Below are 17,430 nucleotides of genomic sequence, written 5' to 3'. Positions count from 1 at the left end.
CATAAAAAATTAATAATCAGATAGTTAAGTTTATTTACTTTGATTAATTATTAAAGATTTTTAATTTTCTGCCTAAATCAGTAAATTCAAACTCATGCGGGCAATCTGGAAAGGACATATTCGGTTTTCAATGGTCACCATTCCGATAAGGATTTATAATGCCATTGACACTGCGCAGAAGCTCAATTTCAACCTGCTTTCCAAGGAAACTAACAATCCGGTTAAATACGAAAAGCGTGACAAAGTAACGGGCGATGTGCTCCGTCAGGAAGATATAGTTAAAGGTTATCAGTATGAGCCCGGTCAGTTTGTGATTGTGGAGCCGGAGGATTTTGAAAAAGTGAAGCTCAAGAGTACGAAGGTGATTGAGATTGAGGGGTTTGTGGATGCGAAGGAAGTACATGAGACGCTTTATGATTCACCCTATTTTGCCGGCCCGGATGGAGATGTGGCAAGCAAGACCTATGCATTATTGAGTCAGGCTCTCAGAGAATCGGGAAAAGTGGGAGTAGGGAAAGTAGTACTTCGGGATCGGGAGAGTGTGGTGTTGCTGACTCCCCATGATCGGGGAATAATGATCTACAAGCTCAGATATCCCAACGAAGTACGCAGCATCAAAGACGTGCCCAATGTGCGAATAGAGGAAGATGCTGATGAAGAACAGCTCAAACTTGCTAATATGCTCATCAAATCGATGACCAAAAAGTTTAGGAAGATTGAGTTGGAAGACAAATACAATGATGCCCTCCGGGAGATGATTGAGAGCAAGATTCAGGGCAATGAGGTGGTATCTTATGTAGAAGAGGAACCAGAGGTGGTAGATATCATGACGGCCCTGAAGGCCAGTATAGACCAGGCAAAGCAATCCAAGAAGCCAATGAAAAAGGCAGATAAGCAAATCGAAGAAAAAGAAGAGAAGCGAAAAGCAAGCTAATCCATGACCAAGGTTGTTCAGTTTCCGGTATCCCCCCCTCAAAAGCTAGGCCCTAAGAAGGCACGGAGAAGAAGGCGTCCTAATCTGGAGGATTTTGGTCAGTTGAACATGTTTGACGAACTATCAGATACTCCTGTGGTATCCCTCCCTAAGGCAGGATCTTTTTTTGAGGAAGCCATCAGACTTGATGAATTGGGTGAGGAAGAGGCTGAAAAGTATTACCTGCTGGCCATCGAAAATGATCAGTCAGCCGAGGATGCATTATGCAATCTTGGGATTCTTAAGTCAGGTCAGGGTGATCTCACTAAAGCTATCGACTATCTGACGCAGTGTCTGAAGATGAACCCACGACACTTTGAGGCGCACTACAATCTGGGTAACGTGTATTCAGATTTGGGGAACCTGGAGCTGGCCAAGGTTCACTATGAATTGTCTACCCAGATTGAGCCGGAATATCCCAACAGTTACTATAACCTTGGTTTGGTACTGATATCCCTCAAAAAGTATCGGGAGGCCATCCTAAGTATAAATAAATACGTAGAATTAGCTCCAAGCTCGGAGCATCAGATCGCAAATGAATTAATCAAGACCCTTAACGCCATATCCAAATGACCAAAGACAAACACCCTGTACTGAGCGAACATTTCGAGAGACTCAAGGAGTTGATGCCAGATGTATATGCCAAGCACTTTAGAGAAGAGCGAGAGACCAAGAATCAAAAACTATTTCGGATGCTGAAGCATTCGTTGGGGGTTATTGAAGCTGTCTATTTGCAAAATTCTGACAATTTCTCGCTATCGAAGGCAGAGGAATACAGTAAGATCATTGAGGAGCTTGAACAGCTCGGGTATAACTATTCAGGACAGCCTGAGCTGATGAGCCTGGCAGCAAGGTACATGATTATGAAGTCCAAAAAGCCGATGGAAAAGGCACTGGGCTCGCTGGCAAGGGAGGATGGTGAGGATCGTAAGGCAATGTAATTTTTAGCTTAATGTGAAAGCTGGTTACGTCTTTTGTTCGTAAATAGCTGAAAAGCATAGTCTTGATTAGTATTATTATTCCTACGCTTAACGAAGAAAAGTACCTTGGGTCACTTTTGCGATTTTTGCAGTACCACGCTGACCGAAGCAAGTACGAGGTTATTGTGGTAGATGGTGGAAGTGAAGATCAGACGCCTCAAATAGCCAAATCTTTTCAAATAGTCCGGTTTTATCAATCCAATCAAACTTCCCGCGCCCATCAAATGAACCAAGGAGCGAAAGTCGCCAAGGTTGATATTCTTTATTTCGTTCATGCGGATGTGAAGCTTGTTGAGAGCTTCGTTGATGATATATCCAAGGAAATAAATAGCGGAACGGAAAGCGGTTGTTATCGCTATCGATTTACAAAGCCACACCATCCGCTACTTCATATCAACGGTTTCTTTACCCGATTTCCTTTTTCCTGGTGCAGAGGAGGGGATCAAACATTGTTTATTTCAAAGGATCGTTTTGAGCAATTGGGAGGGTTTGATGAATCCTTTGTGATTATGGAAGATTACGAATTTTTGGATCGTCTCAGCAAAGCAGGAATTTGTTTCAAGGTAATTCCCCGGAGTATTGAAGTCTCAGCCAGAAAGTACCTGAACAACTCGTACTGGAAAGTGCAAATGATCAATCTTAAAGCCATGAGTATGTATAAAAGGGGGGTGTCACCTGATGCAATCAGGTCCTTTTATCGCACGGAGTTGAATTAAAAGCAGCCCTTCATCCATTCCACAGACTTCTTCGCCAAAAAGGTCATCACATCTTCTTTGGACATTCCGCTTTTCTTGGGCACATTGAAGGAATGATCTGCGCCATCAATTACCTCCATCGAAGATTTAGGAAGGTTAGCCTGAACCTCTTTGATCAGCTCCAGATTAGCAAGCTTGTCTCTTGAACCCTGAAGAAATAGCTGGGGTTGGCGGATCTTTCCCAAATGATCTGCCCGATCCTTGGAATCTCTTCCTGGCGCATGCAATGGAAATCCATAGTATATGACTCCTTTCACATCCACATCTACTTCTGCAAGGAGGTGAGATGCCATTCGACCACCATATGATTTACCGGAGATGAATACAGGCATGCCAGGATACTGAGCTTTGATGTGCTCCACAATCAACTCCCAGGTCTTGATATTGGTTTTGGGTGAACCCGGCGATCTTCTCCCTTCCTCCATGTAAGGAAAATTGAATCTGATTGTGGTGACACCCAGATCAGCTATTTTTCCAGCCAATGAGTGCATAAACGGGTGATGCATACCAGCACCCGCTCCGTGAGCCATAATCAGGATTGCCAGCGGTCTGGGTGCAGACGTTTCTTCCGCACTGATTTTTCCAAGTTTGTCATTTAAGAATAGCTCCATAGGGTAAATTTAAGTCATGGAATTAACTGTACTCGGGTGTGGCGATGCGTTTGGAAATGGAGGTAGAAATCACACCTCTTTTCTTTTTTCGGCAGGCAATGAGCGGGTTTTGCTCGATTGTGGAGCGAGCACGCTCATTCGATTAAAGCATGAAAAGATTGATCTGGAAGAGATATCCACGATTATCATCAGCCATTTTCATGGGGATCACTACGGGGGTATTCCTTTCTTTTTGATTAGTAGCATGTTTGAACGTCCACGTGTAAATCCACTCTCTATTGTAGGTCCGGAAGGGATAGAGGGAAAAGTATATGAGCTTCAGGAGACCATGTATCAGGGAACCTCGGAGAAGATTTCTGACTTCAAAATCAGCTTTCATGAATACCGACAAGGTGCGGAACTGGAATTAGGGGATAAGATCATTAAAGCCTGGAAAGTGGAACACAGCCCACCATCTAATCCTCATGGTATCCGGCTGGAGTGGAAAGGAAAGAAGGTTGCTTTTACAGGAGATACCTCCTGGACAGACCATTTATTGGAACTGGCTGATGAAACCGATCTCTTTATTTGTGAGTGCAATTTTCTCAACAGGCCGAGTTTCGGTCATCTGTGTTATGCAGAAATTCGGGAGAAACTGAGTTTGTTAAATTCAAAGCAGGTGTGGCTGAGCCACATGGCGGATGAGGTGATAGCATCAGACGAGGTGGAGCTAAACAGGCTGTCGGATGGTCTTAAGATCAATTTATGAAAAACCATAGATCAATCATCTGGTTTATTCCTGCCCTCACCATAGCGCTGGGGATATTTCTTTTATCCACTATTCTCTCTGTGCCAGTGCAGGTGAAGGATGTAGGCTACTTTGATAAAATAGAGCATTTCTTTGCCTATTTCGTTCTGGTTATCGCTTTTCTAGTAGCCTTCAAAAAGACCAACACGATATCACTGCAAGCTTCCGTTTTGCTTGTGCTTGGAGCCAGTATATATGGATTTTTATTGGAATTAGCTCAATATTCCCTGTTTCCCGACAGATACTTTGAATGGATTGATGCCGGAGCTAATGTGCTTGGAGTGATAGTAGGTTTTACTTTGTTCAAATTGCTTGTTCGTGAGTAAGCCAAAACTTTATTTCATAATTCATAAGCCCTTTAAGGTCTTAAGCCAGTTTACGGATGAAGCTGGTAATCCTGGGTTGAGGAGCGTCTTCCCTGATCTACCCAAAGATGTGTACCCCGTGGGGCGTCTGGATCTGGATAGTGAGGGGTTGCTCATTCTTACCAACGATAAATCGCTAAATAACAAGCTCTTAAATCCAAAATTTCAGCACAGCAGAACCTATTGGGTGGAAGTAGATGGGGAGACAAATGCTAAGGCACTAAAGGAATTAGCTGGCGGAGTGGAAATTAACATTAACGGAAAAACCCACCGGACTTTACCAGCACACGTTCGCTTTATACAACCTGAGATGGCAGAGCGAAATCCACCGGTGAACTACACTAAACATCCACAAAGAACCTGGCTGGAAATCAAACTGACGGAGGGTAAAAATCGACAAGTGAGAAGGATGACAGCCAAGGTAGGTTACCCGACGCTTCGCTTAGTGCGTGTGGCCATCGAGGATTTGAGATTGGAGCCTTTGAAGTCCGGGGAGATTACTCAAATAAGTGAGAGGGTGTTGAAGAAGAAACTAAATCTGTCATAACCTCCATTCCAGCGAATACCCGACCGCTACCAAGCAGGTAGAAAACTGTTTCTCAAAATGAGGCTTGCAGGATTTTCGTAAACAATTCTTATGGTTTCTTTATTTTAACTGCCCGCTTATATACTCTCGGGGAGCCAATGATAATTTTCGTAGTTTCCCAAAACCTGGCTAGCGGCTTGGGCCTACTCTCGTCCTTCTCCACCGACTCAAAAAACCTGATGATCTTTTTCAGGGTATTGTCGAGCAGTGAGAGATAAAGTACAATCGTCATAAACCAGATAAATGCAATGTTGAAGTAAAAGGTAGAGACTTCCACATCCCCAAATACCTTGAATGGAGCATAAAAATGCGCCCTCCCAATGGAAGAGTATGGTCTCATATAAATAGGATCCTTTTTCTGAATCAGCTGATCCTCTCCACGATAAACCATATCCAGATGGGCTCTATTCATCAGCAAGTCTGCCAAAAACTGGTTATGATACTTCTGCTCCAACTCGATAAATCCATCCCTACCCAATTTCTCCACCATCTGCTCATATAGCTTATCACGCTCTTGTTGGGCTTTCAGGTATTCGTTTGCAAAATGATCCCTGGCACTTTTTAGATAGGAATCCAGTCTTTCTGAGATAGAGGTGCTGAAATACTCCGGAGTTATCTGGTCCTGATAAGGAAACGGTCGCAATCCATGTACTTCCGAAAGGCCTCTGACGTCATTATTGAGAATGGTAAAATTTTGCTCTTTATTGCTCCAGTCTGCACTATCACGATAAATTTCCCTATTGATGTTTATGAGCTCAGGCACCATAAAGGAACGGTAGGCAGAGTTTTTACTTATTCGTTGATTGACATCAAAAAAGTGCTTTTCATATTCATTGTACCGAAACTGGGCAACAGCCAGAGCCTCATAGGCCCAGCGGGATGCCATCATATCACCCACAATTGGGACGTTTTTCTGATTGTTCAGCGAATGATGCAGCTCATCAAATTTGATCATGGCGCCTCCCAGCAATAGCTGAGGGACGAGGATGAAAGGGATGAGAATGTAAATATTGATCACCGAATTCAGTGCGGATGAGATGTTCAGCCCAATCAGGTTTGCAAAGCAGGAAACTGTGAAAAGCACCGCCCAATAGTAGATGGTCATGCCATGGATCTCCAGAATAAAATTTCCGATCAACACAAAGGTGAGTGTTTGAATGGCCGATAGCACAAACAGAAACATCACTTTGGAATTGATATAGCTGAGTCTTGAGAGATTAAGGAAGGATTCACGCTCCAGTATTTGCCGGTCTTTGTAGATTTCCTGTGCGCTGACAGTGAGCCCCATGAAGAGTGAAACCACGATTGACATAAACAGGTAGACGGGCAGGTTTATGTTTTCGGAGAATGCATACACTTTTTCAGGCGAGTACTTGGAGAAGTACCCAAGGATAAATGCGAGAAGGGGCGCTTCAAACAAGTTGATAAGAATGTATTGTCTATTGGCAATCTTTGATAGCAGATTCCGCTTGCTGAATATTTTGAATTGATGCCAGCTATCCGGGATGCGGAAATTGGTAGGGGGTAGTACTGATTCATATTTCAGCCTGACCAGCTTCGGTAATATGTTCTCCTTGTACTTAGAGTACCAGACCGATGGATTGACCCGTCGTTTTTTTGTGGATCTGCCGCGCTCGTCAATTTCGCGAGCCTCAATAATTTGCAGGATCTGCTCAGGGATCACATTGCCACATCTCGGGCACTCACTTTCTGCCGCATTTACCTGCGTATTCATGGTTTTGAAATACACCACCGCATCAATCGGATTTCCATTATAGATAGGGTATCCGCCCTTGTCAAGTATCCAAAGCTTGTCAAACAGTTTGAAAATCTCGGATGAGGGCTGGTGGATGATAGCAACAACCAGTTTCCCTTTTCGGGTGAGGTCTTTGAGTAGTTGCATCATCTTCTCCGAATCCATGGATGAGAGGCCGGAAGTGGGCTCATCTACGAAAAGCACCGATGGCTCACGCATGAGCTCAAGTGCGATATTTAGCCGCTTTCGCTGACCGCCAGAAATGGTTTTGTTTAGTGGGTCTCCAACCTTCAGGTTCTTGATGTCCTCCAGGTCCAAATCTTCCAAAACCTTATGAACCGTACGATCAATCAGTTCTTCTGAGAAATCGCTAAAACAGGTCTTGGCATTGAAGTAAAGGTTTTGGTAGACCGTCAATTCCTCAAAGAGAAGGTCATCCTGAGGTACATACCCGATCACACCTTCTGCTGTGGCCTGCTCAAGTGAAAAACCATTGATATGAAGGCGGCCACTATCCAGGGATATCTTTCCATTTAGTATATTCATCAGCGTGGATTTACCCGTTCCACTGCCGCCCATGATCCCCACCAGCCTGCCGGAATCCTCCGAAAATGAAAAGGACTTTAATCCATTACTGCTGTTTTTAAACTTGAATTCAATATTGTCGCCAGCTAAAACTACCCGTGTGCTGGTTTCATCCTGGATAAATTTTCGCGTGATTTCTGACTCATAAATAGAGGAAATATTAGGGCCTTTTATAATCGATCCGGGTTTCAGGATGTAGGATTTGGCCGAAATCACCTTTATTCCTTCAAGATAAAGATTCAGCGGGCCATCATATCGGAAGACAAACGTGTGAACGCTCTTTAGATAGAGCACAGTAATCTTTCCAAATAGATTTTGGACGAATAGGTGCCTGACTTCATTCGTCTTTTTCTTCTTCCGGATGATCCAGGCCATCTCCTCTGGCCACTCCGTTTGCTTGTTGTCTATGATGAGAACTTTATCTTTATTTATTTCATCCTGATTAGGCTTAAGAATGAAGTTTTTGAGGTTAGATACGTCTTCCTGATCAAGGTTAAAATTCAAAGCAACCAAAGCTGCAAATTCTTCTTCCTTGGCAGTCACTTTATCATCTGCACGGATTAGTTCCATCAGTTGCATGAAGACAATCAGTCGTTCGGAACGATGCAGCTCTTTATTTAGCTGATTGCAGATTTTGGCTATCTGTAGAATGCTGGTGCTATCTATGATGATCCCTTCTTCGGTAACGCCGGTTGTTGGTTGTTCTTTATAAAAATTGAGGTAATCATAGAAGAGCTTGATGTACTCTGCCGTTAAGGTGTCGTTGTTGAGGTTTTTTTGGAGATAGGGCCGAATGACCAACTCGCCGGAATCTACAACATCTGTATCCTCCTTGGCGCTCTCAATAATAGCGAAGAGGTGTACAAGTGCATTAATGATCGATTCGGTCATGTGTTTTTTAAAAGTATAAAAAAAGCCTCAACGGAAGTCGAGGCTCTAAAAATATTATTTCAAATATGATTATCCAACGATGTGGGCTCTCATCTCTTTTACGCTATTGGCAATATCGGTAAACTGGCCTTCGGTCATCTCAGACTGCTCACCAAGCTGTTCGTAAGTCAGGCCAATAAACCGAAGATTAGGAAGCACTTTTTTCACGTTTTCATCGCTATCCTCATATCTTTCCATCAGCTCTACAAGTTTTATTACCTGCGCTTTTTGGCTGGCAAGCACAGCCATCAATTCACCTTTGTTTTCGCTCATTTTCACAAGCTCACATGTGATATGCAGGCCTTCAATCACACTACCGGCAATGACCAGGATAGAGGTCTTTTCTTCACCATTTTGGTTTAGGTAGTTGTAAGTATCATAAAATGACTCTGTCACGATAAAGATCAGTGAGTCAATGTTTTCCATATTGTTTTCAATTCGCTGCGCCATAGAAGCATTGAACGCTGAAGTGATATTCAACTCATCAATCAGCTTTTTAGAGGCATCTAGAAAATCAATGGTCTCCTGAGTCTTGTCAAAAGTGGCTGCATAGCTAAGGTCAGCCCCGTAAACGCCAAGGTTGGTTGCTTTTTGCCAGGTAGCTACATACTCGTCCACTTTCGAAGGATCATTTACGATATCAGCAGAGTAGGAGGTATTGGCATTGCCTAGCATTTGAGAAACTTCAAACGCTGTAGGTAGCGGGTAAGTAAACTCCTTTTCAACAAAACTTTCAATTTCTTCTTTCTTTTCAGCCGTTTCTTCATTTGAGCTTTTGCCTCCACCACAGGAGATTAGAAAGAAAGCTGAAGCAAATAGAGAAAGGTGTATGATATTCTTTTTCATGTGTATATAAAATTTGTTTTTTGTGGCTAATTGGAACTCGCATGATGGCAATTTTTATATAGTTGGCGATTCCCAGATCATGCTCATGGTTTATTATCTACTAATTATAATTCAAGATTAAACGTTTTATTACATTCATCAAACACTTATTGTGCCTATTTGCCCTTATCAAGGCCAAAATCTGTCATATGCCATGCCCGCTCATGGAGATAATAAAACAACATCTTCAGAATGCTCTCAACAATAGCGATGCTTGTTGCTTTCTCCATTGCGCCGGGATCTTCTTTAAAGATGAAATAGGCAATCAGAAAGGTAGTGATGGATGCAATGATCCTCCAGGTCACCGTTTTGAAAAAATGGCGAACACTACTCTTGACTTTCAATTTCACATTGTACCAGATACGCTCATGGTAGTAATAGATGGCCATTTTCAGAATGGTCTCAATTAAAGCCACCCAGCCAGCTTTTTCAGTAGCATTGGGACTTTCCCGAAAGAAAATCATGGCCAGAACGAACGTGGTGCTTGTGGCTACAATCCGCCAGGTGATTGTCTTGGCAATGTGTCTTTTTCTGCTTTGCATATTTTTAAAATAGCTCGCAAAACTATACTTGGATTCCTTACCAGACCAGTTAGTTCTTTAAAACATCAGGATTAAGCTTTTGGATGGAAAGGTTTCCACTGAATATGCACTCATTATTTTACTGACTCATAATTAAGTACAATTCATTCGCATTTTTTTCCTGATATCATCCATATTTACACATCATCTCCTAAGTAATGGCGCTCGGTAATAACCTTAATAAAAAATCCACCTCCGAAAGGGTAGAAGCAAATCCGGTTTTAGCTGAAAAACAGGGAAATGAAAAAGTGGCTTCTGAGACCCAGGTTCTAGAATCAGAAAATGAGAAATCGGAAGCTTTCCATCAGTTCTGTGTATTCAGCTCAGGAGGAGAGGAGTATGCCATTCCCATTAATCTTGTCAAAGAAGTTGTACCATTCCCTCCGATTGCTGAAGTGCCCCAAATGCCCGAATACATCCTGGGTATGGCCAATGTGAGAGGAAATATATTCGGTGTGCTGGATCTCAAAACTTTCTTTCAGGGTGAGGATGATTCAGAGACAAACTACCGTTTCATGCTTGTTTTGGAGCATGATATTTTTCAAATGAGCATAGCAATCCCTGATGTACCTGATACTCTCATGGTTTCAGGGAAGATGATTGAAAAGCTAACTGCCTCTAGATTAAAATCAGTATTGGGGCAGAAGTACCTCAAAGGGATTATAAAAAAAGACAAGCGGATGATCATCCTATTTGATATATTAGGAATGATTTCCAGTGAAAAATTCACCCAAACCAGTTGATTATCTCAGAAATTAACCATAGTTCAGATGTTTAAGAACTTTACAATACGAAGAAAAATGATGCTGTTGATCTTAGGGTTGACAGTGATAATCTATGTTGTATCTATTGGCTACATCAGTTTCAACCTCAGGAAAAATGCCATCTCTGAGGCTGAAAAGCTTGCAGATTCATACGCCAGGCAAAAGGCCAGTGAGATCAAGGCAATCATCGACGAAGATCTGGCTGTTGCCCGAATAATGGCCGAAGCAGTAGAGGAATATACTTATCTCCCAAAAGCTCAGAGAGATGAACTAAGAAAGACCTTTCTGGACAAAGTGCTATTACTCTACCCAAAATATGATGCCACCTGGATGAGCTGGCAGTTGGAGTTTATTGACAAGAATTGGGACAAAAGCTACGGTAGGGAGCGCTTCAATTCGTACATGGATGGAAACGAAGTAAAATCATCCATGGAGTTGGCTGAATTGGATGGAAGGAAGGCAAGCTCCATCTATGAAAGGTTTAAGGTAGAAGATGATTTGGAGGAACTCCTGAGTGAGCCCTATTGGTATCTGGACTATGATTATTCATCCAGTACCAGGGATTCGCTGCTGGGTATTTCGCCGACTGTACGCATGGAAGTGGATGGAAAATTTGCCGGAGTAATAGGCACAGATATGTCCGTAGATGATTTTCAGGGCATCTCAGAAGTTGATTTCTACGAGAGCGCATTTGCAATGTTGGTATCAGCCGGGGGAGTTATCACAGCCCATAAAAATGCCAGCCTGTTCAATAAACCAATTGACACCCTTAGTTTCATCAGGCAAAGCCCAATGAATGTAAAGGAGAGTTTAAAGGCAGGAAAGCCTTTTTCCTACCGTGCATTTGACGAAACCCTCAATGAGGAAGTCTATGTCTCATTTGCGAGCATCCCTATTGGAAGATCAGGAGATTCCTGGTGGGCTGTGTTTGTGGTTCCGGTCACCGAAATTACAGCAGCATTCAATTCCACATTCAGATGGACGATCATTATGGGCTTTTTGGGTCTTGTTTTGCTCACCTATACCATTTGGAAGCTGGCCAATAGCATCACAGATTCTCTGGATAAGTCTAATACCCAACTAAAAAATCTAGCCAAAGGAGTTTTGGATAGCTCTATGGAGATCAAGAAAGTTTCCAATGATGAACTGGGTGAGATATCGCAATCTGTTAATGTCCTTCTGGAGGAGCTAAGGAAAAAGGCCAAATTCTCGCGTGAGATTGGGGAAGGTAATCTGAATGCTGAATTTGAAGTATCAGGAGAAAATGATGTGCTGGGCGCTTCATTGATTATGATGAGGAATAACCTACTTTCTGTCATTGATGAGACCAATGAAGTAGTGCAGCATGCAGAAGGAGAAGGGGACCTAAACTCCAGAATTAGGCCCGAAGGAAAAACGGGAGCATGGAAAGAACTGGGCGAATCGATTAACAACCTGTTGAGTTCAGTTTCAAGGCCATTTGTGGTACTGAATGAAATAGCCAACAAAATGGCTGAAGGGGATCTGACTGTTAGATATACCGAAGAAGCCAAAGGAGATATTCTCAACCTTGCCAATAACCTGAATAAGGCGTTGGACAACCTTGATGAGCTGCTGGATGGCATTGTGAAGAATGCGAACATCATTGGCGATTCTTCCATGGAGATGCTTTCTGCCAGTGAAGAAATGAACACCAACACGGGCGAAATTGCTTCGGCAATTGCTGAAATGAGTAGCGGAGCACAGACCCAGGTGAGCAAAGTAGACGAATCTTCGAACTTGGTGGAAAATATTCAGCGAGCGGCATCCAGCATGAGCAATCAGGCAGAGGAGATCAATGCAGCTGCTCACAAGGTTTCTGAGAGTTCGGAAAACGGCCTGAAAATGGTCAATAAGGTAGGTTTTAGTATGAAGGACATCAAAGCCTTCGCTAAAGAGACAGACCAATCTATACAGGTGCTCACAGAGCGCTCCAAGGAAATCACACGGGTGCTTGGTATCATCACGGATATCGCACAGCAAACAAACCTGCTGGCGCTGAATGCTGCTATTGAGGCGGCACAGGCCGGAGATGCGGGCCGTGGGTTTGCAGTAGTTGCTGAGGAAATCAGAAAGCTTGCAGAAGATTCACGAAGTTCGGCACGTGAAATCGAGAAGCTGATCAAAGACGTACAGAACGACACTGCCGCAGCAGCTAAGGTAATAGAGGTGATGAATGAAAGTATCCTTGGGGGAGAGAGTGCCTCCAATGATGCGTCTGATGCCTTCCGGGAAATTGCGTCTTCTTCCAATCAAAACCTGGAGATATCCAAGCAGATATTGGAAGCGACCAAGGAGCAGATGGACAATATTAAAAATGTGGTGAGTATAACCGAGGGGATCGTGGTGATTGCCGAGGAAACAGCCGCCGGAACTGAGCAGGTGGCAAGCTCTGCCACTGAGCTCTCCGCAGGTATGGAAAGCTATACGCAGCGATCTGAAGAAGTAACTGAGATAGCCAGAAACCTGAAGGAGAAAGTAGGCATGTTCAAATTGTCCAATAGATAAGTTCGGCTGCAGACACTACGTCAAATTCAGCAACAGACTATGCCAATAATATCAATCGTAAATCAAAAAGGAGGTACAGGCAAAACCACTACCTCTATGAACCTGGGCAGTGCGCTTGCCAAGCTAGGCAAACGTGTCCTGGTGATTGATATGGATTCCCAAGGTAATCTTGGCTATAGCCTTGGATTGGATCCAGGTCAGACCATTTCGGATGTATTTGAGGGAAATGCTACCATTCGGGATATCATTCAGGAGCGTGAAGGGATGCAAATCGCCCCGTCTGACATGCGGCTGGTAGATATTGAGCTTTCACTGATCGATCTGGACGATCGTCATGAGACACTCAGCTCCAAGATTGGAACACTTTCAAAAAGCTATGATTACATACTGATCGATTGTCCGCCATCTCTTTCGATATTGGCTGTCAATTCGCTTTATGCATCGGATCAGGTGATTATCCCCATGCTGATGGAAGTGTTAAGCCTGCAGGGATTGGATCAAATTATCAATACAATCCAAAAGATCAATTCCAGTTATGACAAAAAACTGGAGGTAATGGGCATCCTGCCAGTGATGGTAGACAAGCGCAGGAAATTGAGCGAAGAGGTGAGGGATTACATCAATGAGAATTATGACGTGAAGATTTTCAATTCCATGATCCGCAATAACGTAAAGGCGTCAGAGGCTCCATCATTTGGTCAAAGTGTCATTGAATATTCCCCCTCTTCAAATAGTGCCAAAGACTACATGGCGTTTGCCGAGGAAATTGTGAAGTTAAACTGACTGAAGGATGGCGCTGGGAAACAATCTAAAGAAAAAGAAGCTGATCGAAGATAAAAAGGAAGCACCTAAAGAGGTGGCCTCAAAGAGCAAATCCAAAACTTCGAAAAAAAAGAAACAGACTCCTTCAACCAAGAAGAAGCAATTAATAAAAAAACCTACAGCAACCAAACCAGCAAAAAAAACCACCACCAAGAAGAAGGAAAGTAAACCGAAAGCAGCAAAGAAGCAGAAGGCTGGTTCGCCTCAAGGGCCTGATCAGGGACTACCAATATTTATTGCACAAGAGCTCAAAGAGCGTAAAAATGAGCTTCGTAGAAGGTACGAGCAGGAAGTAGCTCAGCTCCATGGCAAGATGGTGCAATTTGTAGTATTTGAAGTTGGGGGTGAATCTTATGCGGTAGATATCGACTGTGTTAAGGAAGTGGTTGCTGTTCCATCCATTTCCAAAACCCCAAATACGCCCGCACATGTTTTGGGAATAGCGAATGTGAGAGGAAAAACCTATGTGGTTTTTGATCTTGCCACCAAGTTCAAAGTGACAACCGAGACATTCGCCAGGTATTTAATGATTGTAAACCACGATGGAATCAAGGCTGGTCTTACATTAGGACTACTACCCACTACATTCAAAGTAAATGGAGACAATATTTCCAGCGCATTCCACATGATTGAGGATGCCTCATTGGATGTGTCCTATATCAGGGGATTAATTCAGCATGAAGAAAAATTGATTTACTACCTGGATGTGATCGAGCTACTCAAAAACGATAAAGCAATTGTGGTACCCGATAAGCTGGCCAAAACAAAATGAGCAAGAAGCTGAAAATATTGGTGGTTGATGATTCGGCATTCATGCGATTGCTCATTTCAGACTTGGTGTCAGAAGATACTGGCGTTGAGGTAGTAGGTACTGCCAACGACGGCCTGGAGGCCGTCGAAAAAGTATTGGAATTGCATCCGGATGTCGTCATCCTGGATCTCAATATGGGAGATTATGATGGGCTCTACGCAGTGCGTGCCATCATGAAGGATCGCCCCACGCCAATACTCATCCTTAGTTCCGTGGGAAACACAGATCTGCAACCAGTCTTCGAAGCACTAAAGAGCGGCGCGGTGGATTACATGAACAAGCCCAATCGCAACAAGTCCAAAATGCGGGAGATTGGAGCCGAGCTGATTCAAAAGGTAAAAAGTGTTGCCCGGGCGAAACCACGAAAAATTGCTGACCCGATTTCCCCATCAAAACGTGTAGTTTCCTCAAGAAAGAAAAGTGATTATTCCATCATAGCCATAGGTGCATCCACGGGTGGGCCTACTGCCATTGAGCGGGTTCTGTCTGTGCTTCCAGCCGATTTCAACATCCCGATAATTGTCTGCCAGCACATGCCGCAGGTGTTTATTCCCCCTTTTGTGCAAAGGATTAACACGCTCACGGAACTGGATGCCTTTGCAGCCACGAAGGATGTGGAGCCTACTCCCGGCACAATTATGTTTTGCCCAGGCCATTCCAATCTTATCCTAAGGGACAATGATGGAAAGATCCTGGTAGACTTTACAGATAAGAAATTCAAAGAGTACAACAATCCCTCCATCAATGCAATGATGTTAAGTGTGGCGCAGGTATATGGAAAGACGGCAGTTGGGGTTTTACTTACAGGTATGGGCAAAGATGGGGTGGAAGGAATGACTGCCATTCATAAGGCCGGTGGGCGAACGATAGCCCAGGATAAGGAAACAAGCATTATTTACGGCATGCCAAAAGCCGCTGTAGAGGCCGGGGTTGTGGACGAGGTTTTAGATATCAAAGAGATTGGAAACTATCTGGTAAATGAGCTCTAAAGAAGAAGAATATCGACAATTATTTCTGACCGAAGCTCTTGAAAACTTTGAGGAGCTTAACCGGCTTTTCGTGGAGCTGGAAAAAGATCATTCCAGCAAGAAAGCCATTGCCAACATCTTCCGGATTGTCCACACCCTGAAAGGAAACGCCATGGGCATGGGCTATGATAAAATTGCCGACCTGGCCCATACCGTGGAAGATGTATTCGGGGCTATCAAGAATGGAGAGATTTCCCTGGATAAGGAACTTGTAGACAGCTTATTCCGTGCCAATGACAAACTTGGCGGACTCATAAATGCCGTTACTTCAGGTGAGCGAGTGAGCTATCTGGGCATTAAAACCAAGCTGGCGGTTTACCTCAAAAATGCCAGGGAGGAGGATAGTGGTGAAAGTGATCAATCAGGAGATGGGCCATCGGATGCTCCAGATAGCCCCGAAGAAGAATCCCAGGAGGAGACCAATGAAGCAGATAGTGACACAGAAGATACAGGAATCAAGTTTGCAGATGTGGTGCAGATTCCCGTCAAGAAGATGGACGACCTGCTTAATATGGTTGGAGAGTTGGTAATAGAGCGAGACCGGTTGATTGCGCTTTTTGGATCAGAGGGAAAGAGCACACTGGAATTTGAACGGATCAAACGCATATCTTCCAATCTTCACTACGGCATCATGAACGTAAGGATGGTGCAGATGGGATTCTTGTTCAATAAATTTCATCGCATCCTTCGGGATGCTGCTTCCACTGAAAATAAGTCCGTGGAGCTTGTTTTGAAAGGCACTGAGGTTGAAATAGACCGAAACATCCTTAAAATTATCAGCGACTCCATGGTTCACCTGGTGAGAAACGCCGTTGGGCATGGGATCGAAACGAAAGAAGAGCGAAAGGATTCGGGCAAACCCTTGACTGCCAGCGTGACCCTGGAAGCTATTTTGGAAAAGGATAGTGTTGTCATCACAATATCTGATGATGGTAAGGGTATTAATACCGTCAAAATCAAAGAGAAAATCGTGAAGCAGAACATGGTATCTGCGGAGGTTGCAGATAAGCTCGGGGAAAAGGAAATTATCCGATACATCTTTGAGCCCGGATTTTCCAGTGCCGATAAAGTAACAGAGATTTCCGGACGGGGTGTGGGGATGGATGTGGTAAAGAAGGCCGTAGAATCCATAGGCGGACAGGTTCTGGTAGATACTGAGCTTGGAAAGGGCACTTCCATTCATTTGGTCCTACCATCATCGCTCGCACTCAAGGGAGCGCTGCTATTTGAAGTACGAGATCAGGATTACGCCATTCCATTGACCTACATTGACTCTGTGGCTTATTTGAAGAAAGGAGATATCCATCTTCTGGCAGACAGCCTGATGGTAGATTATCAGGGTCAATCCATTCCTTTGGTTTTTTTAGATGGCTTGCTCAAAACCAGGAACATTAACGACATTGACCAATCCACTATAGGCCAACAGTACCTCAAAAAAGTAGATAAAGACCATCAGCTCAATGTGATCATCACGTCCCACTCTGGGCGGCTTTTGGGCCTGGTGGTAGACAAGCTGCAACGGCAAAAAGAAATTATTGAGAAAAAGCTACCTAAGCCATTGGACAATAGTAAGTTAATAAGTGGATCGACCATTCTGGGTTCAGGAAATGTATGTCCTGTGTTAGACGTAGCATCCATTATGGATGTGCTTTTTCAATCAGCAACTAAAACCGTACAGTCATAGC

17 protein-coding genes are annotated in these 17,430 nt (G+C 43.6%); 13 read left to right on the top strand and 4 right to left on the bottom strand.

Translation table 11 applies throughout. The features are described from left to right. Positions 1 to 94: 94 nt before the first annotated feature. From ku to RLN88_RS11815, 4 genes are all read left to right on the top strand, one after another. On the top strand, positions 95 to 934 hold the full coding sequence (gene ku, locus RLN88_RS11830) for a non-homologous end joining protein Ku (protein ID WP_350221616.1): 840 nt from the start codon (positions 95 to 97) through the stop codon (positions 932 to 934). A gap of 3 nt (positions 935 to 937) precedes the next feature. After that, positions 938 to 1,546: a tetratricopeptide repeat protein gene (locus tag RLN88_RS11825; protein WP_350221615.1), complete on the top strand. Its 609-nt coding sequence runs from the start codon at positions 938 to 940 to the stop codon at positions 1,544 to 1,546. Further along, positions 1,543 to 1,914, top strand: coding sequence for a hypothetical protein (locus RLN88_RS11820; protein ID WP_350221614.1), 372 nt, complete (start codon positions 1,543 to 1,545; stop codon positions 1,912 to 1,914). Before RLN88_RS11825 ends, RLN88_RS11820 begins: the two co-directional genes overlap by 4 nt. Positions 1,915 to 1,976: 62 nt before the next feature. Beyond that, positions 1,977 to 2,669, top strand: coding sequence for a TIGR04283 family arsenosugar biosynthesis glycosyltransferase (locus RLN88_RS11815; RefSeq protein WP_350221613.1), 693 nt, complete (start codon positions 1,977 to 1,979; stop codon positions 2,667 to 2,669). On the opposite strand, the gene RLN88_RS11810 is transcribed toward RLN88_RS11815, so the two are convergent. After that, positions 2,666 to 3,319 (bottom strand): alpha/beta hydrolase family protein, encoded by a 654-nt coding sequence (locus RLN88_RS11810; RefSeq protein ID WP_350221612.1) that lies wholly within the window; start codon positions 3,317 to 3,319, stop codon positions 2,666 to 2,668. The genes RLN88_RS11815 and RLN88_RS11810 overlap by 4 nt on opposite strands. A 16-nt stretch (positions 3,320 to 3,335) precedes the next feature. On the opposite strand from RLN88_RS11810, the gene RLN88_RS11805 reads away from it, so the two are divergent. From RLN88_RS11805 to RLN88_RS11795, 3 genes are read left to right on the top strand one after another with little or no spacing between them, the layout of a single operon-like run. Continuing rightward, positions 3,336 to 4,067 (top strand): MBL fold metallo-hydrolase, encoded by a 732-nt coding sequence (locus RLN88_RS11805; RefSeq protein ID WP_350221611.1) that lies wholly within the window; start codon positions 3,336 to 3,338, stop codon positions 4,065 to 4,067. Continuing rightward, positions 4,064 to 4,432 carry a VanZ family protein gene (locus RLN88_RS11800; protein WP_350221610.1) on the top strand — a complete coding sequence of 123 codons (369 nt, stop codon included), beginning with the start codon at positions 4,064 to 4,066 and terminating at the stop codon, positions 4,430 to 4,432. The genes RLN88_RS11805 and RLN88_RS11800 overlap by 4 nt, the downstream gene beginning before the upstream one ends. Then, a complete protein-coding gene (locus RLN88_RS11795; RefSeq protein WP_350221609.1) occupies positions 4,425 to 5,018 on the top strand; it encodes a pseudouridine synthase in 594 nt (197 codons plus the stop codon). Before RLN88_RS11800 ends, RLN88_RS11795 begins: the two co-directional genes overlap by 8 nt. Before the next feature lie 88 nt (positions 5,019 to 5,106). On the opposite strand, the gene RLN88_RS11790 is transcribed toward RLN88_RS11795, so the two are convergent. From RLN88_RS11790 to RLN88_RS11780, 3 genes are all read right to left on the bottom strand, one after another. Then, on the bottom strand, positions 5,107 to 8,289 hold the full coding sequence (locus RLN88_RS11790) for an ATP-binding cassette domain-containing protein (protein ID WP_350221608.1): 3,183 nt from the start codon (positions 8,287 to 8,289) through the stop codon (positions 5,107 to 5,109). A gap of 69 nt (positions 8,290 to 8,358) precedes the next feature. Beyond that, positions 8,359 to 9,174 (bottom strand): hypothetical protein, encoded by an 816-nt coding sequence (locus tag RLN88_RS11785; protein WP_350221607.1) that lies wholly within the window; start codon positions 9,172 to 9,174, stop codon positions 8,359 to 8,361. A gap of 155 nt (positions 9,175 to 9,329) precedes the next feature. After that, positions 9,330 to 9,755, bottom strand: a complete 426-nt coding sequence (locus tag RLN88_RS11780) for a DUF2061 domain-containing protein (RefSeq protein WP_350221606.1) — start codon at positions 9,753 to 9,755, stop codon at positions 9,330 to 9,332. Between the two features lie 197 nt (positions 9,756 to 9,952). Here RLN88_RS11780 and RLN88_RS11775 point away from each other — a divergent pair, with 197 nt between their 5' ends. From RLN88_RS11775 to RLN88_RS11750, 6 genes are read left to right on the top strand one after another with little or no spacing between them, the layout of a single operon-like run. Beyond that, positions 9,953 to 10,537 carry a chemotaxis protein CheW gene (locus RLN88_RS11775; RefSeq protein WP_350221605.1) on the top strand — a complete coding sequence of 195 codons (585 nt, stop codon included), beginning with the start codon at positions 9,953 to 9,955 and terminating at the stop codon, positions 10,535 to 10,537. A 27-nt stretch (positions 10,538 to 10,564) separates the two neighbouring features. Next, on the top strand, positions 10,565 to 13,084 hold the full coding sequence (locus RLN88_RS11770) for a methyl-accepting chemotaxis protein (protein ID WP_350221604.1): 2,520 nt from the start codon (positions 10,565 to 10,567) through the stop codon (positions 13,082 to 13,084). A gap of 39 nt (positions 13,085 to 13,123) precedes the next feature. After that, on the top strand, positions 13,124 to 13,867 hold the full coding sequence (locus RLN88_RS11765; RefSeq protein ID WP_350221603.1) for a ParA family protein: 744 nt from the start codon (positions 13,124 to 13,126) through the stop codon (positions 13,865 to 13,867). Positions 13,868 to 13,874: 7 nt separating this feature from the next. Next, positions 13,875 to 14,678 carry a chemotaxis protein CheW gene (locus RLN88_RS11760; protein ID WP_350221602.1) on the top strand — a complete coding sequence of 268 codons (804 nt, stop codon included), beginning with the start codon at positions 13,875 to 13,877 and terminating at the stop codon, positions 14,676 to 14,678. Further along, on the top strand, positions 14,675 to 15,706 hold the full coding sequence (gene cheB / locus RLN88_RS11755; protein ID WP_350221601.1) for a chemotaxis-specific protein-glutamate methyltransferase CheB: 1,032 nt from the start codon (positions 14,675 to 14,677) through the stop codon (positions 15,704 to 15,706). Before RLN88_RS11760 ends, cheB begins: the two co-directional genes overlap by 4 nt. After that, positions 15,696 to 17,429 carry a chemotaxis protein CheA gene (locus tag RLN88_RS11750; protein WP_350221600.1) on the top strand — a complete coding sequence of 578 codons (1,734 nt, stop codon included), beginning with the start codon at positions 15,696 to 15,698 and terminating at the stop codon, positions 17,427 to 17,429. The genes cheB and RLN88_RS11750 overlap by 11 nt, the downstream gene beginning before the upstream one ends. The last annotated feature ends 1 nt before the right edge of the window (position 17,430 follow it).

It is taken from the genome of Ekhidna sp., from assembly GCF_040223195.1.
Taxonomy (GTDB): Bacteria; Bacteroidota; Bacteroidia; order Cytophagales; family Cyclobacteriaceae; genus Ekhidna.
This window is presented reverse-complemented; position numbering and strand designations above follow the sequence as displayed.

What these genes read in the sequence shown, in the direction of transcription:
- RLN88_RS11770 (WP_350221604.1), top strand. Translation starts at nt 10,565, where the DNA reads ATGTTTAAGAACTTTACAATACGAAGAAAAATGATGCTGTTGATCTTA.
- RLN88_RS11805 (WP_350221611.1), top strand. Translation starts at nt 3,336, where the DNA reads ATGGAATTAACTGTACTCGGGTGTGGCGATGCGTTTGGAAATGGAGGT.
- RLN88_RS11760 (WP_350221602.1), top strand. Translation starts at nt 13,875, where the DNA reads ATGGCGCTGGGAAACAATCTAAAGAAAAAGAAGCTGATCGAAGATAAA.
- RLN88_RS11800 (WP_350221610.1), top strand. Translation starts at nt 4,064, where the DNA reads ATGAAAAACCATAGATCAATCATCTGGTTTATTCCTGCCCTCACCATA.
- cheB (WP_350221601.1), top strand. Translation starts at nt 14,675, where the DNA reads ATGAGCAAGAAGCTGAAAATATTGGTGGTTGATGATTCGGCATTCATG.
- RLN88_RS11810 (WP_350221612.1), bottom strand. Translation starts at nt 3,319, where the DNA reads ATGGAGCTATTCTTAAATGACAAACTTGGAAAAATCAGTGCGGAAGAA.
- RLN88_RS11775 (WP_350221605.1), top strand. Translation starts at nt 9,953, where the DNA reads ATGGCGCTCGGTAATAACCTTAATAAAAAATCCACCTCCGAAAGGGTA.
- RLN88_RS11785 (WP_350221607.1), bottom strand. Translation starts at nt 9,174, where the DNA reads ATGAAAAAGAATATCATACACCTTTCTCTATTTGCTTCAGCTTTCTTT.
- RLN88_RS11750 (WP_350221600.1), top strand. Translation starts at nt 15,696, where the DNA reads ATGAGCTCTAAAGAAGAAGAATATCGACAATTATTTCTGACCGAAGCT.
- RLN88_RS11790 (WP_350221608.1), bottom strand. Translation starts at nt 8,289, where the DNA reads ATGACCGAATCGATCATTAATGCACTTGTACACCTCTTCGCTATTATT.
- RLN88_RS11825 (WP_350221615.1), top strand. Translation starts at nt 938, where the DNA reads ATGACCAAGGTTGTTCAGTTTCCGGTATCCCCCCCTCAAAAGCTAGGC.
- RLN88_RS11765 (WP_350221603.1), top strand. Translation starts at nt 13,124, where the DNA reads ATGCCAATAATATCAATCGTAAATCAAAAAGGAGGTACAGGCAAAACC.
- RLN88_RS11780 (WP_350221606.1), bottom strand. Translation starts at nt 9,755, where the DNA reads ATGCAAAGCAGAAAAAGACACATTGCCAAGACAATCACCTGGCGGATT.
- RLN88_RS11820 (WP_350221614.1), top strand. Translation starts at nt 1,543, where the DNA reads ATGACCAAAGACAAACACCCTGTACTGAGCGAACATTTCGAGAGACTC.
- ku (WP_350221616.1), top strand. Translation starts at nt 95, where the DNA reads ATGCGGGCAATCTGGAAAGGACATATTCGGTTTTCAATGGTCACCATT.